Here is a 26,687-nt window from a genome sequence, read left to right on the forward strand (position 1 = left end):
CAACACGGAGCGCGTAATGATTCTGATCGGCCAATACGATTCCCCGTTCGTGCGGCGCGTCGCCATCGCGTTGCATCTCTACGGCATTGCGTACGAGCATCGCCCGTGGTCCGTCTTCGGCGATGCCGACAAGATCGCGCCGATCAACCCGCTGATCCGCGTGCCGACGCTCGTGCTCGATTCCGGCGACGTGCTGATCGAAAGCGCGATGATCCTCGACTACCTCGACGACGAGGCGGGCGCAACGCGGGCGTTGATCGCATCGCACGGCGCGGCGCGGCGTGAAGCCCTCAAGGTTTGCGCACTGGCGACGGGACTCGCCGACAAAGCCGTCGCGCTCGTCTACGAGCGGGTGCTGCATGAGCAGGAATCGCAGGCGTGGGTGGATCGCTGCAGGCGCCAGGTCGAGCGCGTGCTCGATGCGCTCGAAGCCGACCGCGCCGCGCGCCCGACGCCTTTCTGGTTCGGCGATGCGATCGGTCACGCGGACATCGCCGTGGCGTGCGCGCTGCGCTTCGCCCGCGAGGCGCATGCGCCGGTTTTCGCGGGCGCGCGATGGCCTGCCTTGATCGCCCACGGCGATCGATGCGAGGCGCTCGATGTGTTTCAGTCGGTCGTGCAGGCGTTCAGCCCGCCGAGGAAGAACTAGGCGCGCGCGAGCGAGGTCAGGTCCCAGCGCGGCTTCACGGTGAATGCGTAGTCGCGCACGGCCTGGTCGGGCCAGCGCGTGAGCCGCAGCGCGCCGGCGAGCGCGATCATCGCGCCGTTGTCGGTGCAAAGCGACAAATCGGGATAGTGGACGTCGAAGCGCCGCTTCTTCGCCGCCGCCGACAGCGCCTCACGCAACTGCCGGTTCGCGCCGACGCCGCCCGCGACCACGAGGCGCTTCAGTCCCGTCTTCCTGAGCGCCGCGAGCGACTTCGCGACGAGCACATCGACGGCGGCATCGACAAAACCGCGCGCCAGATCCGCTTTCGCCTGTTCACAGACGTTCGCGCCGAGCTTGCGGCTCTGGGTCAGCACGGCGGTTTTCAGGCCGCTGAAGCTGAAATCGAGATCGCCGGAGTGCAGCATCGGACGCGGCAGCGCGACCGCGCCCGGCGTGCCGAATTCGGCGAGCCGCGAGACTTCCGGCCCGCCCGGATAGCCGAGGCCGAGCAGCTTCGCGGTCTTGTCGAAGGCTTCGCCGGCGGCATCGTCGAGCGTTTCGCCGAGCGTCTCGTAGACGCCGACATCCGTGACGCGCATTAACTGCGTATGCCCGCCCGACACGAGCAGCGCGACGAACGGAAAGGGCGGCGGTGCATCGACGAGCAGCGGCGACAGCAAGTGTCCTTCGAGATGATGGATGCCGACCGTCGGCTTGTCCCACGCCATCGCCAGCGCATTGGCGATGCTCGCGCCGACGAGCAGCGCGCCCGCGAGCCCCGGCCCTTGCGTGAACGCGATGGCGTCGATGGCGGCGCGCTCCGCCTTCGCCTCCGCCATCACCTGTTCGAGAAGCGGCAGCGCCCGGCGGATGTGATCCCGCGACGCCAGTTCCGGCACGACGCCGCCGTACTCGCGATGCATCGCGATCTGCGAATGAAGGGCGTGCGAAAGCAGGCCGCGCTCCGTGTCATAGAGCGCGAGGCCGGTTTCGTCGCAGGAACTTTCGATGCCGAGAACGAGCATGATGAAGGCGTCGGAGGGTAACGGGAAAGTATACCAGCGGCCCCAGTTACAATGCGCGGCATGGAATCCTTCGATATCGCCGTCATCGGCGCGGGCGCGGCCGGCATGATGTGCGCGGCCGTCGCGGCTCAGGCGGGCCGGCGCGTCGTGCTCATCGACCACGCGGAACGCCTCGCGGAAAAAATCCGCATCTCGGGCGGCGGCCGCTGCAACTTCACCAACATCAACGCGCAACCGGCGAACTTCCTGTCGGCGAATCCGCATTTCTGCCGCTCGGCGCTCGCTCGCTACACCCCGCGCGACTTTCTCGCGCTTCTCAAGCAATACCGCGTGAAGTGGCACGAGAAGCACAAAGGCCAGCTCTTTTGCGACGATTCGAGCGAGACGATCATCGATGTCCTGCGCAGCGAGTGCGATGCGGGCGGCGTCGCGTGGCGGCGGCCGGTGAGCGTGCATGCAATCCGCCAGGACGGCGCGCGCTTCACGCTCGATACGACCGCCGGCGCGATCAGCGCGGCGGCGCTCGTCATCGCGACGGGCGGACTCTCCATCCCGAAGATCGGCGCCACGGACTTCGGCTATCGCGTGGCGAAGCAGTTCGGGCACAAACTCATCGATACGCGCCCCGCGCTCGTGCCGCTCACCTTCACTTCCGCCGACTGGACGCCGTTCGCCGCATTGTCCGGACTGTCGCTGCCGGTTCGCATCAGCGCCGGCAAGGGCAAGACGCGCGGCGAGTTCGACGAGGACTTGCTGCTCACGCATCGCGGGCTGTCGGGGCCGGGCGTGCTGCAAATCTCGAGCTACTGGAATACGTCCGAATCGATTCACGTCGATCTGCTGCCGGAACTGGACGCGACCGAACTTCTGCTGGACGCGAAAGCAGGATCGAAGAAGCAGATCGGCAATTTTCTGACCGAGCATCTGCCCGCGCGGCTCGCGCATGCCTGGCTCGATGCGCAGCGCGTAAGCGTCGATGCGCGCCTCGCCGATCTCCCCGACCGCACGCTGAAAGCGATCGGCGCGTCGCTGTCCGACTGGTCGCTCACGCCGAGCGGCACGGAGGGATATCGCAAGGCCGAAGTCACGCGCGGCGGCGTCGATACGCGCGAGCTATCGTCGGCCACGATGATGAGCGAGCGCGTCGCGGGACTGTACTTCGTCGGCGAGGCGGTGGACGTCACCGGCTGGCTCGGCGGCTACAACTTTCAGTGGGCGTGGGCCTCGGGCTTCGCGGCGGGCAAGGCTGCGGCCGAGTACGCGCACGGCATCGCCAGGGTGGCCTGAGGGCGCGCGGGACGGCGTTTCTCCGGCCTCGAAAGACGGACCCGTTTGCTATACTCGGACGGTCATCGGAGGATTCCTTGCGCGCCTTTGCGCTGCTCCTTCGCCCTGACTGGCGTTACGGCGGCGCGCATATCGCTCGAGGCTTCCATCGACTCGCTACAGTCCCGCTTGAGGAGGCGCTCCCAAGCGGGTTTTTGCTTTCGCGGCGCGGTCGAACGTCGGTCGGGGTTTTCCATTTCGCAATTGCACCGGGTGAACGATGAGCCTCAAAGACCAGATCAACGACGACATGAAGACTGCCATGCGCGCGCGCGAAACCGAGCGCCTCGGCACGATTCGCCTCCTGCTCGCGGCGATCAAGCAGCGTGAAGTTGACGATCGCGTGACGCTCGACGATGCCGCCGTGACCGCTGTCGTCGACAAGATGATCAAGCAGCGCAAGGACTCGATCAGCCAGTTCGAATCCGCGGGCCGCACCGATCTCGCCGACAAGGAAAAGGCCGAACTGGCCATTCTGTCCGCGTACATGCCCGAGCAGCTTTCCGCCGACGCCATCGCCGCCGAAATTCAGGCCGCGATCGCCGCGACGGGCGCGGCCGGTCCGCAGGACATGGGCAAGGTGATGGGCGTGCTGAAGCCGAAGCTCGCGGGCAAGGCGGACATGACGGCGGTATCCGCGCAAGTCAAAGCCGCGCTCGTCAAGTAACGCACGCCGCGCCGACCACCGGTGATTCCGCACGCATTTCTGCAGGATTTGCTCAACCGCGTCGATATCGTCGACGTGGTGGGCCGCTACGTCCAACTGAAAAAGGGCGGCGCGAACTTCATGGGTCTTTGCCCGTTCCATAACGAGAAAAGCCCGTCGTTCACGGTCAGCCCGACCAAGCAGTTCTATCACTGCTTCGGCTGCGGGGCGCACGGCACGGCGATCGGCTTCCTGATGGAGCACACGGGGCTAACGTTCCCCGAGGCGGTCAAGGATCTTGCGCAAGGCGCGGGGCTGACCGTACCCCAAGATCCTTCGAATTCGTTCCGTGGCGGACCGGGCGGCGGCGACAGCGCGCCGAGCAAGGCGGTCAGTACCGCGTTGACCGACGTCATGCAGACCGCCTGCGACTTCTATCGGAAGCAGTTGCGCGCCGCGCCGAACGCGATCGCGTATCTAAAGAAGCGCGGCCTCACGGGCGAAGTCGCCGCGCGCTTCGGCCTCGGCTACGCGCCCGACGGCTGGCAGAACCTGGAAGCCGCGTTTCCCGACTATCGCAACGACAATCTCGTCGAAGCAGGGCTCGTGATCGTCAGCGAGAAGACGGACGGGCAAGGCCAGGCGCGCCGCTACGACCGCTTCCGGGAACGCGTGATGTTCCCCATCCGCAATGTGAAGGGCAATGTCATCGGTTTCGGCGGACGCGTGCTCGACGGCGGCGAACCGAAATACTTGAATTCGCCGGAGACGCCCTTGTTCAGCAAGGGCAGCGAGCTTTACGGACTATTCGAAGCGCGGCTCGCGATCCGCGAGTTGGGTTACGCGCTCGTCGTCGAAGGGTATATGGATGTCGTCGCGCTCGCGCAGCTGGGCTTCGCGAACGCCGTGGCGACGCTCGGCACCGCCTGCACGCCGGTCCACGTGCAAAAGCTTTTCCGGCAGACGGACACCGTCGTGTTCAGCTTCGACGGCGACTCGGCCGGCCGCCGCGCGGCGCGTCGCGCGCTGGAAGCGGCGCTGCCGCACGCCGCGGACAACCGCACGATCAAGTTCCTCTTTCTGCCGAAGGAGCACGACCCGGACAGCTATGTCCGCGAGTTCGGCACGGACGGCTTCGGCGAGCAGGTGGATCGCGCGATGCCGTTGTCGCAATTCCTGCTTAACGAGGTGTTGAACGACAAGGAACTGGAGCAGCCCGAGGGCCGCGCAAAGGCGCTCTTCGACGCGAAGCCGCTTCTGCAGGCGCTGCCCGCCAACGCGCTCCGGGTGCAGATCCTGCATATGCTCGCGGACCGGCTCGACACGCCGTTCACGGAAATTGCAGCGCTGTGCGATATCGATTCGCGCGCGGCCGCCGTGGCCCGCGCGTCGGTGCCGAAAAGCGAGCGCCGACGCGTGACCGGCCAGGAACAGCGGGCGCTGCGCAATCTGGTGATGTATCCGGGCATCGCGGTATCGCTCGATGGCGAGAGCGAACGCACGCTCGTGACCATGACCGAGCACGGCGAACTGTTCAGCGAGGTGATCGGTCACGCGCGCGAACTGGGCGTCGCGGCGGAGTTCCAGATGCTGTCGGATGTCTTGAGAAATGCTGCTAATGCGCCAACCTACGAGGATATCTTCCAGGAAATTCTCGCCTATGATGAAAACGTGCGAGATCTGCTGCTGCGCGATCCATCGGACGAGGGCGCGGCGCAGCGCGTGGAGGAGCAGAGGCGTCTGTTAGCGGAGGAACTGCAGGCGACGGTGGTCAAGCTGCGGCACGACACGTATCGGGCGCGGCTGGATCAACTGGCGAGGCAATCGAGCTTGTCGGCGGAAGAGGTCGCGGAGTTTTCAGATTTGTCGGCGAAAGTCGCGCAGATCAAGGCGGGCAGGGCCGTCAGCCCGGATGCAGAAAGGTGAAATGCTATAATAAAAAGTTCAAAATTCGTTGTTTTCAGTCGACTATTTTGCCGGTTCGGGCTAGGTCGGCGGGGCCAATGAGCGACGTGTGACGAAGTCAGTCGGGAAGGTCGGGTAGGTTGCAGCAAGGCGCTGGTTGAATCGGCTGTCGAAGCGAACGTGGTAGCGGCGAGTGCGGTGAGGGCGCCGCGAAAGCGCGCCGGGACACGCGAGAACGGCGGGTAAGCACGCCGACGAACAGACGGGCGCAAGGGAAGCGGCTGCTATTGCGGGTAGAGCGATTCACGATCGGGCGCAGTGCGTTCGAACCGCGATAGGGCTCCGGGCAGGGGCACGCGGCAGGTCAGCAGGAAGCGGCGTGCGCATTGGGTATTCACGGTTCAATCGGTTGCCGTCCGGCAGCCGCGAGTCGAGACTAGAGCCTGTATGGCGAACTCCATGACGAAAAAGCTGAACGATGTACCCGTCGAAGACGACGCAACGCAAAACGCCGAGCCGGCTGCCGCACCTGCGGCGAAGGTCGAGAAGGTCAGGGCTCGCGACCGTCGCGCGAAGGAGAAGGCGCTGCTGAAAGACGCGTTCGCGTCGAGCGCGCCCGGCACGGTTGAAGAGCTCGAGGAGCGCCGCTCCAAGCTGCGCGCGCTCATCAAGCTGGGCAAGGAGCGCGGCTTTCTCACGTACGCCGAGATCAACGATCACCTTCCGGACAACTTCACGGAGACGGAGGCGATCGAAGGCATCATCAGCACGTTCAACGACATGGGCGTGGCGGTGTACGAACAGGCGCCCGATGCCGAGACGCTGCTCCTGAACGACAATGCGCCGAACGCTTCCTCCGACGATGAAGTCGAGGAAGAGGCGGAAGTCGCGCTATCCACTGTGGATTCCGAATTCGGCCGCACGACCGATCCCGTGCGCATGTACATGCGCGAGATGGGCACGGTCGAGCTGCTGACGCGTGAGGGCGAAATCGAGATCGCCAAGCGCATCGAGGACGGCCTTAAGCACATGGTCATGGCGATTTCCGCCTGCCCGACGACCATCGCCGACATTCTCGCGATGGCCGAGCGCGTGCAGAACGAGGAAACGCGCGTGGACGAACTCGTTGACGGCCTGATCGATCCGAACGCGGAAGACACCGACGGCTTTTCCGAGCAGGAAGCGGAGGCGATCGAATCCGAGGAAGAGGAAACGGACGAGGAAAGCGACGAAGAAGAGGAAGAGGACGACGGCGCCGCGCAAGCGAGCGCGAACGCCGCGCAACTCGAGGCGCTCAAGCGCCAGTCGCTCGAGAAGTTTTCGCTGATCAGCGAGTGGTTCGACAAGATGCGCCGCGCGTACGAGAAGGAAGGCTACAAGTCGAAGGCCTATCTGAAGGCGCAGGAAGCGATCCAGACTGAGCTGATGTCGATACGCTTCACCGCGCGCACTGTCGAGCGCCTGTGCGACACGCTGCGCGCGCAGGTTGACGAAGTGCGTCAGGTGGAGCGGCAGATTCTGCACACGGTCGTCGACAAGTGCGGCATGCCGCGGGCCGAGTTCATCGCGCGTTTTCCGGGCAACGAGACGGATCTCGACTGGGCCGATAAGGTCGTCGCCGAAGGGCATGGGTATAGCGCCGTGCTCGAGCGGAATATCCCGGCCATCCGCGAGCAGCAGCAGCGTCTGCTGGACCTTCAGGCGCGCGTGGTGCTGCCGCTGAAGGACCTGAAGGAAACGAACCGCCAGATGGCGGCGGGCGAGCTGAAGGCGCGGCAGGCGAAGCGCGAGATGACCGAGGCGAACTTGCGTCTCGTGATTTCGATTGCGAAGAAGTACACGAATCGCGGCTTGCAGTTTCTGGATCTGATTCAGGAAGGCAATATCGGCCTGATGAAGGCGGTGGACAAGTTCGAGTATCGTCGCGGGTACAAGTTTTCGACGTACGCGACGTGGTGGATTCGGCAGGCCATTACGCGATCGATTGCGGATCAGGCGCGCACCATCCGAATTCCGGTTCACATGATCGAGACGATCAACAAGATGAACCGGATTTCGCGGCAGATTCTGCAGGAGACCGGACTTGAGCCGGATCCGGCCACGCTTGCCGAGAAGATGGAGATGCCGGAAGACAAGATCCGCAAGATCATGAAGATTGCGAAGGAGCCGATTTCGATGGAGACGCCGATCGGCGACGACGACGATTCGCATCTCGGCGATTTCATCGAGGACAACAACACGGTTGCGCCGGCGGATGCGGCATTGCATGCGAGCATGCGTGATGTCGTGAAGGATGTGCTCGACTCGCTGACGCCGCGTGAGGCGAAGGTGTTGCGGATGCGCTTCGGCATCGAGATGAGCACGGATCACACGCTGGAGGAAGTGGGCAAGCAATTCGATGTGACGCGCGAGCGGATCCGGCAGATTGAAGCGAAGGCGTTGCGCAAGCTGCGTCATCCGAGCCGGTCGGACAAGCTCAAATCGTTCCTCGAAGGGAGTTGATGCGCTCGGCGGGCTTGTATTGGGATGCGTTGTAAGGCAAACTCGCAGACCTTCGAGAGTCGCCTTGCGCATCGTTCTGGAGTATCGGAAAGCGCCGTTGAGGCGCTTTCTTTTTTGTCTTGAGTTCCCGTTGCGCTTTTCTGGCGCACGTCGCGCTGTCTCAGGGCCGGAAGCTTAACTGGTATAAGCTGTCGACTCATAATCGACCGACAGTGGGTTCGAGTCCCACCCGGCCCACCATCTCTTTATTCGTTTTATCAAAGGCTTAGCGTCTTTTGCGTCCCACCAGTTCCGCCTCAGGGACACTCCGGGGACAATTCCGGGGACGATGTGGGTCATGTACCCACTAGGGGCTTCATACTAAGTCCTCACAGCGAATCTCGTTTGCGCGGCCGCAGGACTTTGGACCAGCTCGAGGACCGTTGACGATCCATTGCGGTGACCCCGAATGATTCCGTCGACGTTTCTTGCCAGGACGCACGGGCAAAGCGACGTTCCGAGTTCCCAGGCGTCTCACTCCTGATACGATGACAGTGTTATAGATGCTCGGAGACCGTTGGTGCTTACTCGTGCCTTGAACAAGGAAGAAGCGATTGCGTTGATTTCTCGCCCGGAAAGCCATTTCTTCGATAAGAAGTCCGCTAGGCTTTCCGGCGCGTCGCTTCAGAAGATCGTAGTTGCGCTCGCAAATGCAGACGGGGGAGACGTACTGATAGGTATCGAGGATGACAAGGCAGACGAGTCCCCCGAGAAGCGTTGGCATGGTCTTCCCTCAATTGAGGAGTTCAATGGCCACCTTCAGGCACTGCATGAGGTTTTTCCTCAGGTGCCCTCGTCCATGGAGTTTCTTGTGGCGAAGGATCTTCCCGGCTATGTGCTGTCAATGCGCATCGACAAAAGCCCCCAGGTTCATCAAACTTCCTCGAAGGACGTGTACCTCAGAAAGGGGGCGCAGTCGCTGCCACTTAAGAACGCCGATCATCTGGTCGCGTTGAAGTTCGCAAAAGGCCTCGCATCTTTCGAAGACAATGCTGTGGCCAATGTGCCGGCCGAGATGATCGTTGAGTCAGAAGAGCTTCGCTCTTTCCTGGTCGATTTTTCTCCCAGAACGGACGCGTTAAATTTCACTGTTAACGAAAACCTAATCGACCTGAAGACTTGGGATCCAAAGGTTTGTGGCCTTGTCTTGTTCGCGCCCAGCCCATCAGCCGTGATACCCACCCGAGCAGGCGTCAGAATTACGCGCTACGAAACCAAAGAGGATGATCCCGAAAGAGATCACCTCGCATTTTCGGATGCGTTGGAAGGACCAGCGAACCAACTCATACAGAACGTCGTGGCGCGAATAACAGCGATAATGTCCGAAATTAGCATTTGGACGGTTGATGGACTGAAGAAAGTTTCTTACCCTCCTGAAGCGATCTGGGAGATCGTCGTCAATGCCATTATTCACAGGGATTATTCAGTCGCGGATGATGTCCACATTCGTATCTTCGATAATCGGATTGAGGTTCAAAGTCCCGGTCGCCTACCTGGATTCGTGACAGTTGAGAATATCCTTGACGTTCGATATTCAAGGAACAAACAAATTGTCCGCACGTTATCGCGATACAAGACGCCGCCTAACAAGGATATGGGCGAGGGACTGAATACAGCCTTTCAAAAAATGAAGAATGGAAACCCAGAGATCCAACAATCGATGAAGTACAAAACACGGTCGTAGTAACCATCCCGCACACTCCGCTTGCCAAGCCAGAGGAATTGGTGATTGATTTCATTACGAAAAACGGAAAGATCACCAACAAGCAGGGGCGCGAGCTAACGGGAATAAAATCTGAGAATGCGATGAAAAACGTGTTTTACAGCTTGCGGGACGACAAAATCATAGAGATGATTCCAAAAGGCAACAAGACCGAATGGGTTCTCCTAAAAAAATAAATTGAAGTCACCGGTGAGAATGGTTGCTCTTCGATCCCAGTTTTGGAGCGGTCGTTCAACGGCTCAATAAGCGATCTGTACGCGTGAGCCGTCAATAAGTTGGCGAGCGGCTACTGCCTGCTTGCAACGATGGCCTCCGGGCTTGCTGGGCGGTCAATTGACGCCGCCACGGCTGCCGGAGAAATAGATGTTGCGCCAACCATCGCGAGCGACTTGTCGAAGTTACGTTTGGTGTATGCATGCGTCAACGTTGCTGGGCCTACTTGTGATCGCGCCGATAAGCCGAGCGAGGACTGTCGACCTTGACCGGACGAGCGAAGCCCTTCCAAACCGGCCGTAAGCTGGGAGCAGCAGCTCCGAGAATTTTTCGTCAGACTCAAGCGTCGGATTCCGCCCGAGGTGAAGTGAGCTGGCCCTCAGGTACCCATTAGCCGCCGACATTGCTTTTGACTCACCCGCGCGATGCACACGGGCGTCTAATAAGCCTGCGCGGCGAAGCCTATGACTGCGTTGCGGTAGGCAAGCAAGTCAGCGGGTCCGTGAGCGCATTCTCCAGGCGCGCCATCTCCAGGTCGTTCTGACTGCCGTCAATCCACTTCGCATAGGTACGGAGGAACATCTCCACCGTGTGGCCGAGTTGCCGTGCGCAGAACGCCGGCGTCATGCCGGCCATCAGCATGCTCGTCGCGTATGAATGGCGCATGTTGTATGGCCGGCGATAGCGGATGCCGAGACGCTTGAGGATCGGCGCCCAGTAGACCCGCTGGAACGCCTCCTCGCTGTGCCACGGCTTACCAGTGCGCGGATCCTGGAACAGGCGCCCGCCCGCGACTTGCGTGAAGGCTCGCTGGCGCAGCAGGGCGGCGCGGGAGCGGCTGTTCAGGCGCACGAGCCGCGCCTCGGCCGTCTTGGTGCGGTTCTTCTCCTCACCCGCCACTAGCACCCGCTCGATAGCGATGGTGTTGTCCTTGAGGTCGACATAGCGCCATTCCAGCCCGTTGATCTCGGACGTGCGCAGCCCCGACCAGAACCACAGTTCGACGTAGTTGTGAATCTGTTCGTCCATTCTGGCGGCTTCGGCGATGATCGCTTCCGACTCGTCGCGCGAGAACGGGTCGGTGGGCTGACGCTGATGCTTGGCGCGCGAAACCGACTCGGCGATATTGGTCGGCATCAACTCGTCGGCCACGGCAATGCTGAGCGCGAGGCGCAACACGGAGACATAGTTGTTGATCGTCTTGCCCGACAATTCGCGGCGGCTGGCGATGGCGGTGAGGATGTGCGACAACTTCAAACTACGCAGCGGAAGGCTGCCCATCGGCCGGCCCCGGTTGTCGTAGGGCGAACGCGACCAGAACTTGACGGCCGCGTCGTAGCCAATGCGCGTCGAGGTTTCAATGCGCGTCATGTCGAGCCATTGGGTGAGCCAGCCTTCGACGGTGAGCTCGCTGCCGCGCGCGCGTGACGCTTTGGTCGTCTTCGGAGCCGCCTCTACCTTCTTCGGGCGCTTCGCGGGCACCTCCTCTGCCGCTGCGCTCGGAGTCTCTTCCTCCGGAAAATACTGCGTGAGACTGAAGGACCCTGCGCGGATGCGTTCGGAGATCTCGGCGATCAGCCAGTTGGCGTATTTGACGTTTGCGGGCGTCGGCAACATAGCCGCGCCGTTGACCATCAGCGTGCGCCGATACCGCACGCCGTTCGCTGTAAAGCTCAGGCGGATGGAGCTGTCCCTCACTTCGACACCGCCACTCGTTCTACCCATTTCTCGTAAGCTCTCAAATCAATAAAAATGCCGCTGTCAGGTGAGCGGCGATATTCCCGTCCCTCGACCCACTTGCCGTCTTCGATCTTGCGGCGAATCGCCTTCTCGGTAAGGCCCGTGATAGCGGCCGCGATAGAGACGGTGACGTAGTGCGTGGGCAACGTGCGTTTCGATGACGTCGTATTCATCACGAGTAGTCCTAATGGTGGTCCGCAATGAATGAGTGCCGCATTCACCTACGCTTAGCTAGCCGCTCATCCTGCGTCCGGTGCGTCCCCGTGTGGGTCGAAACGCACGACGACTGTACCGTTGTGTTGGGCGGACAGCCACTCATGAATGCGGCCTTGCGGGGCGAGTGTGGCTCTTTTGTTCTTGCCTTAAAGGTCGCGCCGACGACGCCGGCGCTGCAAATAACCGACGCCGGCCTCGAGTCGTCTCAGGTCCTGTTGCACCTTGCGCAGACTGCGCCAGTCGGAGCTGGTCGCCGAGACGATGACGAAGTCGCCAGTGCCTCGATGCCGCACGCGCACGTGATGGTGAGTGCGGCTCACCTCGAGCGAGGGATGCCGCGCGAGCAGCTTGCGCACGTCCTTGTCATGAATGAAGCATTTCGTCATTGCTTGTCCGATACCAGTAAGTGAAAATGCGCCGCCGTACAGTATCAATTCGTAGTCCGTATCATGAATGAGACGTTCAGACACACGACCCGGCGCTGCTAGGTCAGTCGACGCCGCGCTGCATCTTTTCGGTCAGTTCGCCATCAATGTGCTCGGCCATCTCATGCAGCTCCTCGCGTTGCCGAGAGTCCGCGAGCGCGTCGATCAGCTTTGCGGCGGCGGCGAGCGAAGCTCGGTCCTTCGCTTGTTTCAGGCGCTCGGCGATCTGCGCGTACGTGAGTCCAAGCGGTGACGCATCGGATCTTGCGCGGGCGCTGCGCGGTGCTTTCGCTGCGCGCGATGCGCCGTCTGTTTCCTGTGCGTCGCCTGCAGCGGCCGGCCGGTCGAGCGCCGGCACGGCCGATGCCGCCGCCTCGCGGATCGCCGCGTTCATCGTCGCGATTGCGGTGATCGGGTCTTCGTCCGCGGGTTTGAGCGAAAAGCGCTGCGCTTCGCGGGCATCGTCGCGCGCAAGCACGGCGCGGGCGTCGGTGGACATCGGTAGGCGCTTGCACAGTCGCCGGATCACGCGCACTTTGGCCATCTCCTGCGGCCAACGCTTCCACGGTGCTTCTTCGGCGTGCGCCTGACTGAGTGCGCTGAATTTCTCGACTTCGAACCACGGCATCGGCTCAAAGTAGCGGCCGTCGTCACGCGTGCGTGCGTAGGCATAGACCAGCAGCGGCGCCGCCTCGGGGTGCTGAAAATCGGGGTGATGCCGAGAGTGCTCGCCGTATTCATCGACTACGTAGTCGAAACGATCAGCAAGCGTCACGACATGCGCGCCGAGGTCCGTCAGTTCGCCGGACTGCCGTACGAGCTTCACCAGTCCCCACACCATTGGTTGCCAGCTTGCGATGTAGCTGTTGGTCTCGCGGTAACGGTAGGCGACGATGGCGCCTTCGCGCCCATCCGGCAACAAGCCATCGGAGGCGCATTCCATGGTCGCGCGCAGTAGCGACCGGGGCGAGGCCTTGGCCAGATCATCGTTGGACTGAACCGCTGTCATGACGACGCGGCAGAAAGTGTCCAGATCGATATGCCGGGGCAGAGCCACGCGCAGTTGCTCGCGTTGCGCGGGCGAGTCAAGGTCGCGGCGGAACATGGCGATGCGCGTGCTCGCCTCATCGGTGCGAGGATCAGTCACGATGGACTCCTTGTGCGTCGTTTGCGCGTCTCGCCCATCCGGGCAGGCCGAGCAGCCGGATCGTGTCGGGATAGGCCGGCCAGCGCTGCTCACGCCGGGCCTGCGCATAGACTTGCGCGGCGGCGTGAACGAGGTCGCGGCCGGCTTTCAGTGCGTCGCTATCGATCTCGTAACAGCAGCAACCGAAGGGTGCCTTGGTTTCGACTGCGATCCAGGCAAAGAACGGCGGCGAGGCGTGTTGCGCATGCAGGACCGCATTGCGATAGTGCGCAGCCTGCGCGTGATAGCAGAAGTGCGCCATCGAGCGTGAGAAAGCATCGGGCGTCGCATCGGTGGTGGTCTTCAGATCGACGACGCCAAAGTCGGCGCGTAGCGCATCGAGCCGCGCCTTGCACGGGATATCGAACGCTTCGTCGTGCCAGAAGATCGACACCTCGGTGGCGATGTTATCGAGCAGCAGCCGCGCGCCGGCATTGGCATAAACCGCATCGCGCACGCGCTGCGCGCGGTCGAACTCCTCCTGCTTAAGCGGCACCCGTCCATTGAGATTCGCTTCGAACTCAGCCCATATCGCCTTGTCGGCGTTCGAACGCCGCTCGCACGCCGGTGCGATCGCCATGGGCGGTTCTCGGTCAGGCTCGAGCACCAGCGCATGCACTACGGTGCCGAAGGCCATCCCAGTCGTGGGCGGGCGCGGCGCTGTGCGCCAGACGTGGTAGTGGGCAGGCGAGCGTAACAGCTTGGAGATGCCCGAGGCGCTGAAAGCCTCCTGCGCGTAATAATCGATGGCGGGCAGGTCATCGAGGCGACGGGCCGGCGCGCTCATTGACGCGCTCACTAACCCGCCCACCGACGCGCCGTCGCTTCGATGGTCGGATGAAGCCAATTCAATGTTGGATTCGATCAATTCAATCACCGTGCGGAGTGCCGGATGACGTCATTCATTCCAAGAGGTCGGCGTGTGAACCGCGTTGTCATTGAAACGCCGTATTCGATGAGAGGGACGCCGCTCTCACAAGGCAAGTGGGCGCCGTGAGAAGGAACGATAGACAAGCGGTGCGGCGATTTCAAGCGCCGGATAATCCATTCTTCAGAAATAGGACCTGTCGAGCATGCTCGACACTTGATTTTTGCGGATTAATTTATGTCCATAAAAATCAACGGGTAAGCGTAAGTTTTCGAAGTGAGCTTTCTAGGTTCTTAAGCGATGTTCGACAGTATGTTCGACACCCTAGGAAATATCCCTATCAAAAAAATGATTTGACGTCCTGAATTACACGGTTCTATCGTTAGGTGGACTTTTCACTGAGTTAGGACTGAAGGCGTTTCAAAATGGTTGACACCAGAAGAGCGGTGAGAGCAAGAGCGCAACGCGTCATTGGAGTGAACGGCAAGCGCTATCCCGCGTCCTATGCAGAGAACCGCGAAGCGATACGCCAGGCGCTCGAGGCTAATCCCAAGGCGACGAACGCAGAAATAGCCCGGCGCTTCGATTCATCTCGCGATACGGTCATCGAAGTTCGGCGTGCAATGGCCGAACCACCACGGCTTGCACACGAAGAATTCGTCGATGTGCCGCTTGCACAGATTCGCGTTGGGACGCGTCATCGCGTGGACCATGGCGACATCGCGGCGCTTGCTCAAAGCATCGAAACAATCGGGCTTCTGCATCCGATCGTCGTGACACCTGAGCTCGAACTGATCGCCGGAGAGCGGCGCTTGCTAGCGTGTATGCGCCTGCAATGGGAAAGCGTGCCGGCGCGCGTGGTGAACCTTGAGTCGATCGTGCTGGGCGAATACGCGGAGAACGAGCTAAGAAAGGACTTCACCGTATCGGAGCGCGTGGCGATCGGACAGGCGATCGAGGCGCAGCTTGGCAATCGACAGGGTATGCGGACGGACATCGAACTTTGCCCAAATTTGGGCGAAGTTAAATCAGGCACGCGTTCATCGGATCTCGCTGCGGAAAGGGCTGGCTTCGGCGTTCGCGAGAGCTACCGTAAGGCCAAACAGGTCCTGCGAAGTGGCACGCCCGAGCTCATTGATGCTTTGGACGCTGGCCACGCGAGTATCCATGCCGCGGCGACGCTCGCGCAAATTCCACAAGCACAACAACGCCAGATCGTCGCGCGCAAGTGCATCCGCGCCCGCAAGCGTGCCGAAGTGCCGGAAATGCCCGTGGCCACCTCGGACACGCCCGCCTTCCTGCCGCCATCAAAGCGCCTATCGGACAACGAGCGCGTATTCAAGGTAACGGAATCAATCCGGCAGATCGCGACCAGCGATATCCGCCCCGAAGACATGCAGGCGCTGATGAAACCGTTCATGTGGCCGGCCGTGACGGAATTCCTTGACCCGGCGATGGGCTATCTGTCGAAACTCAAGGCTGTGTGGAGGCGATCGTGAAAACATCGGCGTCTAAGGTGCCGGACGGCCCGTATTCCGCTCTCGAAAACGTGAGAGAGATGACCAAGCCAGCCCAGCTATCGGCCAACCAGAGCCGCGAGGCGGAAAGATGCACTCGCTCTGCCGTTGCCGAACGCTTGGGGCCGGGCGGCACTGTCGCGGTGAGCGCTGCTCATGCGCCTGCCGAGCAAAGCGCACTTGCCGTGCGCTACGCCGACATGTGCCGCGCGATCGCCGAGTGTCATCGCATCGACGAAGTGAAGGAAATTCGCGACAAGGTGCTGGCGCTCGAGGTCTACAGCAGCCAGGCGAAGAACACGGATGCGGAACGTCAGGCTTGTGAGATTCGCTTGCGCGCAGAGCGTCGAGCGGGCGTGTTGCTCAAGGAACTTGCCGAAGCGGAGATGCGGGCAAGCGGGCCGGGGCAACGAGCGGCAGGGCCAGGGCGCGGAAAAGCGTCGTCCCATGCGACGCTTTTAGACATGGGTGTAACGCGCGATCAGTCCTCGAAGTGGCAGAAGCTCGCCCGGATCCCAGAAGAAGATTTCGAGGCCGCGCTGCGCAGCCCCGAGAAGAAGCCAACCACTGCTGCGCTCATCCGTGAGATTCGGGATCCAGCCGCCTCCGCTGTTGCGCGACTGCCGGACGATTCGCTGTGGCTGTGGGGACGGCTACGCGACTTCGAACGTGACGAATACGTTTCGAAGGATCCGCACGCGGTGTTCGACGCCATGACCGATACGATGCAAGCCGACGTTCGCCGGATCGCGCCGACGGCGATCGCCTTCCTATCCGCGATGATCGAAGGAGCAGACGATGAAGCATGACGCCAGAGAAGCCGGCACGCGCGACGCAATCGTACGTACGGTTCGGAGCACCATCACCGCCCTCGAGGGTGAAAACATCGATTGCGTCGAGTGCAACGCGGTCGCCACGCGCGCCCGCGCCGCGCTCGAAAGCGGGCATGAATCCCTCTGCGCCCGGTCGCTCCTCGCCACCCCGGCGGGCGTCGTCACGCTGTCCACCGGTCGCTTGCGCGAAGCACGTCCTGCGGACTTGATCACGCGCATCACAAGCGTCGCGCCCGACTTTGAGGCCGGCTGTCCACGCTGGATGGAATTTTTGCTCACCTGCACCCAAGGTGATACTGCACTCGTCGCGTGGCTGCAGCGGGTGTGCGGCTATTTCCTCACGGGCAGCACCAAGTACGAGCTCGTGTTCATGTTGTACGGCTCGGGTGGCAACGGCAAGACGTGCTTCCTGCGCGCCCTGCGCGACATTCTCGGCGATTACTACTGCGCGGCGCCCGTTCACATCTTTCTCGCCTCGTATCACGACCAGCATCCGGCAGGCGTGGCGATGCTCAATGGCGCGCGACTCGTTGCTTGCACGGAACTGCCCGAAGGCCGCGAATGGAACAGCACGCGCATCAAGGACATCGCGTCGGGCGAACGCATCGCGGCGCGCTTCATGCACCAGAATTTCTTCACGTTCGAGCCCGTCTGCAAGCTGTGCTTCTGCGGCAATCACAAGCCGCGTCTGCGGGCCGTCGACGAAGCCGAGCGGCGCCGCTTCCGATTGATCCCATTCACGCATCGCGTTCCTGAAGCCGAGCGTGACCCTGAGCTGAGCGCAAAGCTGCGTGTCGAATATCCCGCCATTCTCGCCTGGATGGTCGAGGGCGCGCGTCAACTGTGGAGCTCAGGCTTGGGCGAGATGCCAAGTGCGGTGCGTGAAGCGTCGGCCGACTACTTCAATGAGAGCGACTCGTTCACGCAGTGGGTCGATGAGGCGCTTGAATTCGACTCAGCTTTCTCCACGCAGTCGAGTATTCTCTATCGGGCCTATGCGGATTGGTTCACGCGCAACAGCATCGACGGGCATCGTATCGGCACCACCGATTTCAAGGCGAGACTGCTCGGCGAGCACTCACTACGTTTCGAGACCCTGAATCGCGGCAATTTCTTTCGCGGCGTGCGTCTTCGTTCCGAAAACTAAAAGCGCATTCGAGACAAAGAGGGACGCACCAGTGGAAGTGGTGGAAGCCGAGGAAGCCAATACTAAATTCTGACATGACGCGCGCGTAATAGAAGCAATATATAAGAATAGCTTCCTCGCCTTCCACCACTTCCACCGTGTGAGAGAACGACTTACTCACTGCACCACTTCCGAACCGGGGTTCCTTCGGCGAAGGGCAGCTTTCGAGAACAACCTGCGCACAGCGTACTTCCGGTCGGACAAGGACCTCCGAACGTTGAGTACGCACACTGATTTCCCTCGAAGGGACTTTCAATGGTCGATCGTGCGGTTCAGAAGGCGATAGAGCGTTCGCGCCTTACGCCACCGATCGAACCGCCACAGGCTTGCGATAGTCAACATGGCCGTCAATGGCCACACGCCTTGTTGCTCTGGACCGCGTAGAACGGCCAACAGGCAAATGAGCGCCGGCATTCCGCAGGCGGCAAGGGCAAGTAACGCGACCGCTGGCGAGGGCACGCCAATAATGTCGCCGGTTTTGTGATCCAGCCATCCGATGATGGAGTACCAATCGTCCGGATCGCGAAGCACCGAAGTCACTTCCATGCCGCTTTGCAGCCGAGGACGTCCCGGCACAGTGAGACTGAAGTAGCGCTTGCCTTCGATGGTTGCGTTAAACATCGTCGTCGGGGAACGGCCGAACGTGACGACTTCCGAGATGTCGCGCAGCTGGGCTCGCTTAGTGATGCTGGGCATCGAGCGGATCGAAGGACGGTTGCTGGGAGCGCGATCATAGCAGCGCCTCGCGGCGACTTATCCCAATTTGCCAGGAAGGTCGGCAGCGGCGGTGCCGCGCAACCCGGCGCAGAGCGGGGCAGCCCAACAAAAAGGACGGCGGAGTCAAGTCGCTGTCGCGAGCAGTTGACAGTGGATAACGCAGGGGACAACGGCGTAAGGGTGCGCGACGAGGCTGGTGCGTGAGAAGCGTGCAGGGCGAAGGAAGGCCGCTGTGGCGCGCGTGTTGGGCGAGTGCGGGGTGTGGGGCGGAGGTTGTCCACTGGTGGGAAGTTCGTCACCGTGTTTTATGTCTCATGCGCCACGCGAAAGACGCGCCCGCCCGGCCGTGACGACGGCGCCAGAACCGACAATGTCTGCCAGCTCGGTTGACATTTCTGCGTTCGGACGGGGGATAAACCGAGGATTGAACGGCGTGGGGTACCGCAAAGGTACGCGTTTCGGGGCTGAAAACTCCGCTGCTAGCCGTTCTTTCAGGTGTTGGGAATGCCGCAGTAGCCCGCCAGGCGGGACTGAGCGCGAAGTGGCCTACAAAAAAGGCGTGCCAAGGGCGCGGCAGGCTGGTTGCACGTTCAGCTTACCTCGCGCGTCCCTCGCACGAAAGTTTCCTAAGGCATGCTTGACAACCGACATTTGAAGTCTAATATGCGGGATTAATCGGAAGCTCTACCGGTGTGCCTGGAACCCGCCACATGTGACATGTCGGCGGGTTTCATCGTTTACGGCCCCACGCTTCCGATCCGCCATGCAATCGCACTACACCGACACCGCCCGCGCACTGCGCGACACGCTCCGTCTCAGTGTCGAACGCGGCGGCGCTTCTTCGCTCGCGCAACTGCACCAGCACGTCGTCAGTGAGACGACGCTGCTGGGCGAGGACGCCTGCGCGCAAGCCGCGCGCATCCGCCGCCAGCTGGAGCGGCTATCGCCGATCTATCAGGCGCTGCTCACCGTGCGCTATGCGCCGCGCGAGAGCGTGTGCTGCCGGCGTCGTTGTTGCGCCGGCCACTATCCGAATCCTGAATGGGCGCGTGCGCTCGCGCTAGTGGTCGCGCACACCGCCCAGCTCTTCAGCGGCTGCACGCCGAACCTGAAGCTGCGTCAGGCGCTAGTCGCCAACCTGTTGACGCACACGCACGAGGCCGCCGTCGATGTGGCGCAGCGGTGCGGCGTGCATCGCGCCACGGTCGCGAGCCATACGGCGATTCTCTCGACCGCGCTGTTGGGCACGCGCACCAGCGGCGGCGCTTTCGATCAAGCGTTCGCGCGCATCGACGAGCGGCTGCACGAGGCGGGCATCGTCGTGAGCGCCGCCGAAGCGCAGGACACTGAATCGCCGCAGGAGACAGCATGAACCAGCCGACTGAACCGGTTGCGGCCGCGCTACGTGCGTCGCGCCGTCGCCTCACCGGCGATCGCAATCAGTGCCCGGCCTGCGGCGAGTGCCACTATCGCTGGGGCCGCTTCGACGGCCCGGACGGCGAGGAAAGGCGCGTCACCGAGCACTGGACCGATAGCGGCGATCACTACTGGCTCGACTACGATGTGAACGCGCGCCGGATGACGGTGCGCGACACGCTCGGGCGCGAGAGCGTGCGCGAGTGGGACGCGCTGCATCAGGTGACGCGTTACGAGGACGCACTCGGGCAGGTGAGCAGCTTCGAGTGGAACGACGAGCGTCAGTTGCTCGCGATGACCGATGCGCAAGGCGGCGTGTGGCGCTGGTCATACGACGACGCCGGGCGGCTCATGTCCAGCACCGATCCGCTGGGCCGCGTCGAGCAACCGAATGGCATCCGGTGTGGGCGCTGCCGGTGCAGGAAGTCGATGCGGCCGGCCACGTCTGGCGATACGCGTACGACGAACGCGGCAACGGCGTGCTGGAACTCGATCCGCTGATGCAGCGCACCGTGCTGGACCACGATGCGTGGGGGCAGGTCACGCGCATCACCGATGCGCGCGGCGGCGAGCGCCATCTGAGCTGGACAGAGGACGGGCAGCTGGCGCGCAAGACCGTTTCACGCTCGATGCTGCGGGTCAACTGGTTGCGCGCACTGACGCGCTGAATCAGCACACGCGTTACATCCGCGATGCACAGGGCCGCGTCGTCGAGCGGCTGGATGCGGCAGGCCGCAAGGTCGCGTTCGAATACGACGCCTATGGCCGGCTCACCGCGCTGGTCAACGAGAACGGCGAGCGATACGGCTTCGGCTACGACGCGGGCGACCGGCTGATCGAGCAGATCAATCTCGATGGCCAGCGCCAGCAGACCGACTACGACGCACGCGGCGGTGTGACGGCCACGCGCTGGGCGGCGGGAACATCGGCGCAGATCGAGCATCGTTATCTGCGCGATGCGGTGGGCCGTCTCACGCGTCGCGAGAGCTTACGACTTCGAGAGATGAAGTGGATCATCGCGTGCACGACGAATGGCAGGTAAGCGAACCAAGATGTCATGAGCGCTCAAGCAACAGATGCGCGAAGACGCGTCGCTGCAATGCTTGGCTGGCACAGCCAAAGCCCGCGGCACGACGTTGTTGTTGACGCGATGGATGGGCAATCTCGCGCTGTATCGTTTCAAGTGCGCCAAGGGCGATCTTGTCTTGCGTGTGAATACGCCTGGGCTATTTCCAGCGGCTGGTACATCCGTACCGGCCGAGCGTTAGCTAATACTGAGCCCGGTTCCTCGGCGCCTGCCGTCCCTAAAGGAACTTCGGTCGGTCGTCGGCCTGCGGCCGCCGTCAGCCACGGCGCGGGATGATGAACGGCTACGGTTATCGCGCGCATGAACACGACGATGCAAAGCTGGCGTGCGCCACACGCGGGCGCGCTTTTTCCCATGGCTGATCCGTTGCTTCGGGCTGCCATACGTGCTGGCGGGCAACGGTCTGCTGCCGTTTGCATTGGAGGCTCGGCCGATGATGCTCACACTGCAAGCGCCCTTCGGCCCCCCCCCTTTCCTACCCAACCGCCCCATTGCCTACCCAAGCAACCCAAGCTGCCCCACATCCGCGACGCCCGCCTTCACGCCCACTCGCCGCCGCCCAACCGCGCGCTTCTCGGACGCCGCAACCGCCTCCTGCACCACAAGACTAAACGCAGGCCGCGCATCGCAAGCAATCCATTCGAGTTCTCCCGACGCGATGCGCTTCCCAATCAACGCATAAACATCCGCATCGAAAGGCCGCAATTCGGGCGCATCCGCAAGCAGTCCGGCAATCTCCTCGCGCCCGCCGCACGTCCCCACATAACACCATCGATCGATCACGTGCCAGGCCTCGCGCCCCGTCTCCGCATCGCGTTCCGCAATCGCAACCGGACCATCATGCGGCCATCGCACCACGCGCGCGCGTTCCAGCGCATCCAGCGCCCGCGCTGCATGATCCGCAAGCGATTCCGCACCGGCACACGCGCCCAGACAACGCCTGACCTGATACCCGAAGCACCCGCGCATCCGCCCCGGCGGCGCCTTTTCGATGCAAAGCGTCGCCGGACAGAGCCGGTGTTCATCGGCAAGATGACGCATGAACGCGTGTGCCTTCGCACGCGACGCGAACACGCCGAACAAATGCGGCTCGCGCGACAAATCCCGCTTGCTCGCACGCAACAGCGTCGGCGCAGGCGCACCGGGCAGCCATTGCCAGGCACACGTCGCCGATGCGCGCTTCAGCAGCCGATTGTGCACCGGCTGCAACTCCTTCACGAGCTTCGCTTCCAGCAGCAGCGCGCCCAGCTCCCCGACGGTCTCACGACATTCGATCCGCCGTATAGCCTGCGATATCGACAGATCCTTCGCCAGCCGATGATCGCCCGAAAAATGCGCCCCGACGCGCTGCTTCAGGTTGATGCTTTTGCCGACGTACAGCGGCACGTCGTCATCGCCATGAAAGAGATACACGCCGGGCGATGACGGCAGCGCATCCAGCGCGCCTTCGGGCAGCGCGGCCGGCAGACTCGCGCGCCTGACGAGCGCCTTCACGGCCGCATCGACGAGTTCCTGCGAATACAGTTCGTGAATCTTCTGCCAGAACTGCCAGAGCAGATCGGCATCGGCGAGCGCACGGTGGCGTCCTTGCGGCGCGAGATTCAGCCGCGCGATGAGCGCATCCAGCCCATGCCGCTCGACAGAAGGAAACAGCGCGCGCGACAGCCGCACCGTGCAAAGCGTATCCGCGCGAAACGCGATGCCCGCGCGGCGGAACTCGTTCTTCAGAAAGCCGTAGTCGAAGCGCGCGTTATGCGCGACGAAAAGCTTGCCATGCAGCCGCTCGGCCAGCGCGGGCGCGAGCGATTCGAAGCTCGGCTGGCCGCGCAGCATCGCATCGTCGATGCCGGTCAGACGCGCGACGAACGGCGGCACCGGCATGCCCGGATCGACGAGCACGCTCCAGCGCTCGATGCCCGCCGTGCTGGCTTCCACCACGCCGATCTCGGTGATGCGATCGGCGGTCGCATCGCTGCCCGTCGTCTCCAGATCGACGAACACGATCGGGCGCGCAAGTCCGGCGAGGAGGGCATCGGCGAGGGAATCTTCTTGCATGAACGGCGACGGAGACATAAAACGCGAATGAGCGGCGAGTCTAGCGCGAATTGCACAAACGCATGCGTCGCTCAAGCGTACGCTCGTATCTGCCGTTATTTCCGGTTCGAACACGCGCGCTGCGATGCGCCCGCGTGATCGATACAATGGCACCCTGCTTTCTGATTTTCTAGGTATATCGACATGACTTACTGCGTGGGCATGTGCGTGGACGAGGGCCTCGTGTTCCTGTCGGACACGCGCACCAACGCCGGTGTTGACCACGTCAGCGCCGCTCGCAAGATGGCCGTTTTCGAGCAGCCGGGGGAACGCGTGATCGTGCTGCTCGCAGCAGGCAATCTCGCGCTGACGCAGGCCGTGACGCAACTGCTCGCCGAGCCCACTGGCCCCGACGCGCCAACGCTCTACAACTGCGCGACGATGGCCGAGGCCGCGCGCATCGTCGGGGACGCGGTGCGCGAGGTGCATCGGCGCGACGCCATGTCGCTCGCGGAATTCAGCGTCGACTTCAATTGCAGCTTCATCCTCGGCGGGCAGATCGAGGGGCAGGGCCCGCGCATGTTCATGGTCTACGCGGCCGGAAATTTCATCGAATCGACGCGCGTGTCGCCGTATTTTCAGATCGGCGAATCGAAGTACGGCAAGCCGATCATCGATCGCGTCATCACGCCCGCATCCCCGCTCGACGAAGCCGCCAAATGCGCGCTCATCTCGATGGATTCGACCTTGCGCTCGAATCTCTCCGTCGGTCTGCCGCTCGATCTGCTCGTCTACGAGAAGGATTCGCTGCGCGTCACGCGCTTCGCCACGCTCGACAACAACAGCGCCTACTACCAGATGATCAACCGCAGTTGGGGCGAGCGGCTGCGGCAGCTTTTCGGGGAGATTCCGAACCCATCGTGGACCGATCTCGCCGACGTGCCGCTGCGTCCGCGCGAGACGCGCGCAACGGTGCCGCGGCTCGTCATCGGCGATCTGCCGCCCGGCGGGTCGGATGCGCCCGCTCAGACGCTCGCACAGGACGTCGAGGCGCCGGGCAACGCGCCGCAGGACTAACGCGCTTCAGAAACGTGCTTCAGAAGCGCCGTCCGCGCATTGCAGCGTCCCGGCGATGCGCGCTCTGATCGCCTGCATCGTGCGCGGGGAATCCACCATGACCGCGTCAATGCCAAGACACGCGGCAGCGCGATAAGCCCGCGCATCGCCGACGCCGATCGCCATGACATGCGTCTCGCCGCGCGCGCGGAAGCAGGCCATCGCTTGCGGCGTCCATAGCTTCGCATTCACCGGCGAACGTGCTTCGCCCAGCGTGAACGCCTCGACCAGCTCCATTTCTCTCGCCCACTCGAACGCGGCCCATGTGCCGGGCGGCGGCGCGTTGCAGTCATGCGCCAGCGCGACGCCGGCAAGCCGGCTGCGGGTCGTATCGCGCGATTCGAACAGGCGCGCGTGAGGGTACGCCGCAAACGCCGTCTGATACGCCGCATCGGTCGAATACAGCAGCGCGCGATTCCACGCGTTCGCCTCATCGAGCACGCGGGCCACGGCCGCCGCCTGCCGGTCGGCGGGCAAGCTTTCATGTCGAGCATGACCTGCGTTGACGGCGGAATGGCGGCGAGCGCCTCGGCGAGCGTCGGAATGCGCAGCGGATGCGCGCGGTACGGATACGTCTTCGCGCCGCTGGCATCGATGCGTGCAAAGCCGAAGCCCGCGTTCAGCCGGGCAAGTGCCGTGAAGTCCATGTTCGCGACCGCCCCTTCGCCGTCCGTATTCGCCGATAAATACGCCGGGCGATACAGCACCGGCACGCCATCGCGCGTGAGCTGGACGGAGAGCCAGATCGCGTCGGCACGATGTTCCAGCGCGCCGCTGATCGCGAGCAAGGTGTTCTCCGGGAAATCGGCCGCGCCGCCGCGATGCGCGACGATCATCGGCAGACGAGGGCCGGAAGGAGGCGTGAGAGCCTGAGACGCACAGCCGGACATGAGTGCGGCGATGGCGCAATGCCAGAGTGAAGCAAGCGCACGTGAAGCCATCCGGAACACTCCGCAGCACGAGGATCGAGCGAGTCATTGTGCAGGGGCTCGCGCGGCTCGGCTCGCCTGAACGGTTGCGAGCGGCAAATCATCGCAAGCGAGATGGAAGGCGCAAAAAAAACAGCCATCGGAAACCGATGGCTGTTCGAGGTGCTGCTGTCCGCTGACGCGGCACTCGCGTGCCGCGTCTGGCGGTTGTCGGTTCTTCTTAGAACTTGTGGCGCAGGCCGATCAGGACGAGTTCCTGGTGGCTGCGGCCGCTGTCGAAGCCGAAGTCGCTGATCGAAGCCGTTGCGCCGACCGTTGACGTCGTGCCGTCCGCGTTCGTCACGCGCTGCGTGCCGCTTGCGTGCTGGTACGCGCCGACAGCGTAGACGTCGGTGCGCTTCGACAGGGCGTAGTCGGCGCCCAGGCTGACCTGGTGGTAGTTCGCCGACGTGTCGCCGCTTGCGTGCGTGTACGTGTAGCCGAGGCCCAGCAGCGTAGCCGGCGTCAGCTGGAAGTTCACGAACGCGTTGCCGACGTTGAACTTCTCTTGCGTCTGGAACAGCGAGTTGCCGTCGTTCTTGTACTGCGCGAAGCTGTACGATGCGCCGACCGTGAACGGGCCGAACACGTACTGGCCGGCGCCGCGTGCGATGCCGATCGCGTGAGCCGTCGAGTAGCCGCTGTTGATGACGCTGTTGAACAGCGAATCCGACGACGGGCTGTTCCAGCCGGTCGCGCGGTTTGCGCTCGGGTTGTTCACGTACAGGTAGCTGCCTGCGAGGCCGAACGGACCGTTGTTATACGTGACCGCGCCGCCCCAGGTCTGGCCCTGGCCGGTGGTGCCCGCCAGGTTGCTGAAACCGTAGATGCCTTCGAACTGGAAGCCCGAGAACACCGGCGAAACGTACTTGACGGCGTTGCTCACGCGCAGGCTGTTGTCGTAGTTGTCGACGTCGCCCGGGGTGGCGAACGCTGCGCCCCAGTAGTTGTCAGCCGTGAGGCCCTGAACCATGTCGACCGACGGGTCATATTGACGACCCAGCGTGACCGTACCCCACTGGTTGCCGCTCAAACCGACGAATGCCTGACGACCGAATTCGCGGCCACCCTGGTTCAGACGGCCCGTGCCCGGATCGAAGCCGCTTTCCAACTGGAACAGCGCCTTCAGACCGCCGCCCAGATCTTCCTGACCCTTCAAGCCCCAGCGCGGACCGGACAGCGTGCCGTTGACCATGCCGAACAGATGGTCGCCAGCCGGATTGGCGTGGATCACATAGGCCAGGCCGGTATCGATCACGCCATACAGCGTCACGCTCGTTTGTGCCTGTGCTGCGCCAGCTGCGCCGAGCAAGGCCAGCGAGAGGGACGTCAGTGCGAATCGTTTCATCG

At 62.8% G+C, this 26,687-nt stretch carries 22 protein-coding genes, 1 tRNA gene and 1 pseudogene; 14 read left to right on the forward strand and 10 right to left on the reverse strand.

The window, feature by feature from the left end; translation table 11 throughout:
* Positions 1–16: 16 nt before the first annotated feature.
* Complete coding sequence (locus P9255_RS04725) at positions 17–649, forward strand: glutathione S-transferase family protein (RefSeq protein WP_309789201.1); 633 nt, start codon at positions 17–19, stop codon at positions 647–649.
* On the opposite strand, the gene tsaD is transcribed toward P9255_RS04725, so the two are convergent.
* Positions 646–1,674: a tRNA (adenosine(37)-N6)-threonylcarbamoyltransferase complex transferase subunit TsaD gene (gene tsaD, locus P9255_RS04730; protein WP_309765764.1), complete on the reverse strand. Its 1,029-nt coding sequence runs from the start codon at positions 1,672–1,674 to the stop codon at positions 646–648. The two genes, P9255_RS04725 and tsaD, sit on opposite strands and share 4 nt — an antisense overlap.
* A gap of 60 nt (positions 1,675–1,734) precedes the next feature.
* Here tsaD and P9255_RS04735 point away from each other — a divergent pair, with 60 nt between their 5' ends.
* From P9255_RS04735 to P9255_RS04760, 6 genes are all read left to right on the forward strand, one after another.
* Entirely contained in the window at positions 1,735–2,961 is a 1,227-nt protein-coding gene (locus P9255_RS04735; protein WP_309765765.1) for an NAD(P)/FAD-dependent oxidoreductase, read from the forward strand.
* A gap of 259 nt (positions 2,962–3,220) precedes the next feature.
* Positions 3,221–3,667: a GatB/YqeY domain-containing protein gene (locus tag P9255_RS04740; RefSeq protein ID WP_309765766.1), complete on the forward strand. Its 447-nt coding sequence runs from the start codon at positions 3,221–3,223 to the stop codon at positions 3,665–3,667.
* 21 nt (positions 3,668–3,688) lie between these two features.
* On the forward strand, positions 3,689–5,572 hold the full coding sequence (dnaG, locus tag P9255_RS04745) for a DNA primase (RefSeq protein WP_309765767.1): 1,884 nt from the start codon (positions 3,689–3,691) through the stop codon (positions 5,570–5,572).
* 426 nt (positions 5,573–5,998) lie between these two features.
* Positions 5,999–8,053 carry an RNA polymerase sigma factor RpoD gene (gene rpoD / locus P9255_RS04750; protein ID WP_309765769.1) on the forward strand — a complete coding sequence of 685 codons (2,055 nt, stop codon included), beginning with the start codon at positions 5,999–6,001 and terminating at the stop codon, positions 8,051–8,053.
* A 163-nt stretch (positions 8,054–8,216) separates the two neighbouring features.
* Positions 8,217–8,293: transfer RNA gene (locus tag P9255_RS04755), tRNA-Ile, on the forward strand.
* 319 nt (positions 8,294–8,612) lie between these two features.
* Entirely contained in the window at positions 8,613–9,776 is a 1,164-nt protein-coding gene (locus tag P9255_RS04760) for an ATP-binding protein (protein WP_309789202.1), read from the forward strand.
* Positions 9,777–10,490: 714 nt separating this feature from the next.
* On the opposite strand, the gene P9255_RS04765 is transcribed toward P9255_RS04760, so the two are convergent.
* The 5 genes from P9255_RS04765 to P9255_RS04785 all read right to left on the reverse strand — a co-directional run bounded on the left by P9255_RS04765 (position 10,491) and on the right by P9255_RS04785 (position 14,463).
* The gene (locus P9255_RS04765; RefSeq protein WP_309765771.1) at positions 10,491–11,726 is read right to left on the reverse strand and encodes an Arm DNA-binding domain-containing protein; all 1,236 of its coding nucleotides are present in this window, start codon (positions 11,724–11,726) and stop codon (positions 10,491–10,493) included.
* Positions 11,723–11,941 carry an excisionase gene (locus tag P9255_RS04770; RefSeq protein WP_309765772.1) on the reverse strand — a complete coding sequence of 73 codons (219 nt, stop codon included), beginning with the start codon at positions 11,939–11,941 and terminating at the stop codon, positions 11,723–11,725. The genes P9255_RS04765 and P9255_RS04770 overlap by 4 nt, the downstream gene beginning before the upstream one ends.
* A 189-nt stretch (positions 11,942–12,130) precedes the next feature.
* Entirely contained in the window at positions 12,131–12,454 is a 324-nt protein-coding gene (locus tag P9255_RS04775) for a hypothetical protein (RefSeq protein WP_309765773.1), read from the reverse strand.
* A gap of 19 nt (positions 12,455–12,473) precedes the next feature.
* Complete coding sequence (locus P9255_RS04780; RefSeq protein WP_309789203.1) at positions 12,474–13,556, reverse strand: recombinase RecT; 1,083 nt, start codon at positions 13,554–13,556, stop codon at positions 12,474–12,476.
* A complete protein-coding gene (locus P9255_RS04785) occupies positions 13,549–14,463 on the reverse strand; it encodes a PD-(D/E)XK nuclease-like domain-containing protein (RefSeq protein WP_309765775.1) in 915 nt (304 codons plus the stop codon). The genes P9255_RS04780 and P9255_RS04785 overlap by 8 nt, the downstream gene beginning before the upstream one ends.
* 476 nt (positions 14,464–14,939) lie before the next feature.
* Between P9255_RS04785 and P9255_RS04790 the strand changes: the two genes are divergently transcribed.
* The 3 genes from P9255_RS04790 to P9255_RS04800 are packed head-to-tail and all read left to right on the forward strand — an operon-like array spanning position 14,940 to position 17,960.
* Positions 14,940–15,962: a ParB/RepB/Spo0J family partition protein gene (locus tag P9255_RS04790; RefSeq protein WP_309765776.1), complete on the forward strand. Its 1,023-nt coding sequence runs from the start codon at positions 14,940–14,942 to the stop codon at positions 15,960–15,962.
* A 59-nt stretch (positions 15,963–16,021) separates the two neighbouring features.
* A complete protein-coding gene (locus P9255_RS04795) occupies positions 16,022–16,789 on the forward strand; it encodes a hypothetical protein (protein ID WP_309765777.1) in 768 nt (255 codons plus the stop codon).
* On the forward strand, positions 16,779–17,960 hold the full coding sequence (locus P9255_RS04800) for a phage/plasmid primase, P4 family (RefSeq protein WP_309789204.1): 1,182 nt from the start codon (positions 16,779–16,781) through the stop codon (positions 17,958–17,960). The genes P9255_RS04795 and P9255_RS04800 overlap by 11 nt, the downstream gene beginning before the upstream one ends.
* 291 nt (positions 17,961–18,251) lie before the next feature.
* Here the strand turns inward: P9255_RS04800 and P9255_RS04805 are convergent, their stop codons facing one another.
* A complete protein-coding gene (locus tag P9255_RS04805) occupies positions 18,252–18,695 on the reverse strand; it encodes a hypothetical protein (RefSeq protein WP_309765779.1) in 444 nt (147 codons plus the stop codon).
* 784 nt (positions 18,696–19,479) lie between these two features.
* On the opposite strand from P9255_RS04805, the gene P9255_RS04810 reads away from it, so the two are divergent.
* Genes P9255_RS04810 through P9255_RS04820 form a run of 3 tightly spaced genes read left to right on the forward strand, consistent with a single transcriptional unit; the run spans position 19,480 to position 21,174 of the window.
* The gene (locus tag P9255_RS04810; RefSeq protein WP_309765780.1) at positions 19,480–20,088 is read left to right on the forward strand and encodes a hypothetical protein; all 609 of its coding nucleotides are present in this window, start codon (positions 19,480–19,482) and stop codon (positions 20,086–20,088) included.
* On the forward strand, positions 20,085–20,633 hold the full coding sequence (locus P9255_RS04815; protein ID WP_309765781.1) for a hypothetical protein: 549 nt from the start codon (positions 20,085–20,087) through the stop codon (positions 20,631–20,633). Before P9255_RS04810 ends, P9255_RS04815 begins: the two co-directional genes overlap by 4 nt.
* Before the next feature lie 28 nt (positions 20,634–20,661).
* Positions 20,662–21,174, forward strand: coding sequence for a hypothetical protein (locus P9255_RS04820; protein WP_309765782.1), 513 nt, complete (start codon positions 20,662–20,664; stop codon positions 21,172–21,174).
* Positions 21,175–21,714: 540 nt separating this feature from the next.
* Here the strand turns inward: P9255_RS04820 and P9255_RS04825 are convergent.
* Positions 21,715–23,274 (reverse strand): exonuclease domain-containing protein, encoded by a 1,560-nt coding sequence (locus tag P9255_RS04825; protein WP_309765783.1) that lies wholly within the window; start codon positions 23,272–23,274, stop codon positions 21,715–21,717.
* Between the two features lie 183 nt (positions 23,275–23,457).
* Between P9255_RS04825 and P9255_RS04830 the strand changes: the two genes are divergently transcribed.
* Positions 23,458–24,330 (forward strand): proteasome-type protease, encoded by an 873-nt coding sequence (locus tag P9255_RS04830; RefSeq protein WP_309765784.1) that lies wholly within the window; start codon positions 23,458–23,460, stop codon positions 24,328–24,330.
* Between the two features lie 6 nt (positions 24,331–24,336).
* Here P9255_RS04830 and P9255_RS04835 read toward each other — a convergent pair.
* Both P9255_RS04835 and P9255_RS04840 read right to left on the reverse strand, forming a co-directional pair.
* Positions 24,337–25,310, reverse strand: a pseudogene (locus P9255_RS04835) (glycerophosphodiester phosphodiesterase family protein).
* Positions 25,311–25,518: 208 nt separating this feature from the next.
* Positions 25,519–26,685 carry a porin gene (locus P9255_RS04840; RefSeq protein WP_309789205.1) on the reverse strand — a complete coding sequence of 389 codons (1,167 nt, stop codon included), beginning with the start codon at positions 26,683–26,685 and terminating at the stop codon, positions 25,519–25,521.
* Between the last annotated feature and the right edge of the window lie 2 nt (positions 26,686–26,687).

Source organism: Caballeronia sp. LZ019, assembly GCF_031450825.1.
GTDB lineage: Bacteria > Pseudomonadota > Gammaproteobacteria > Burkholderiales > Burkholderiaceae > Caballeronia.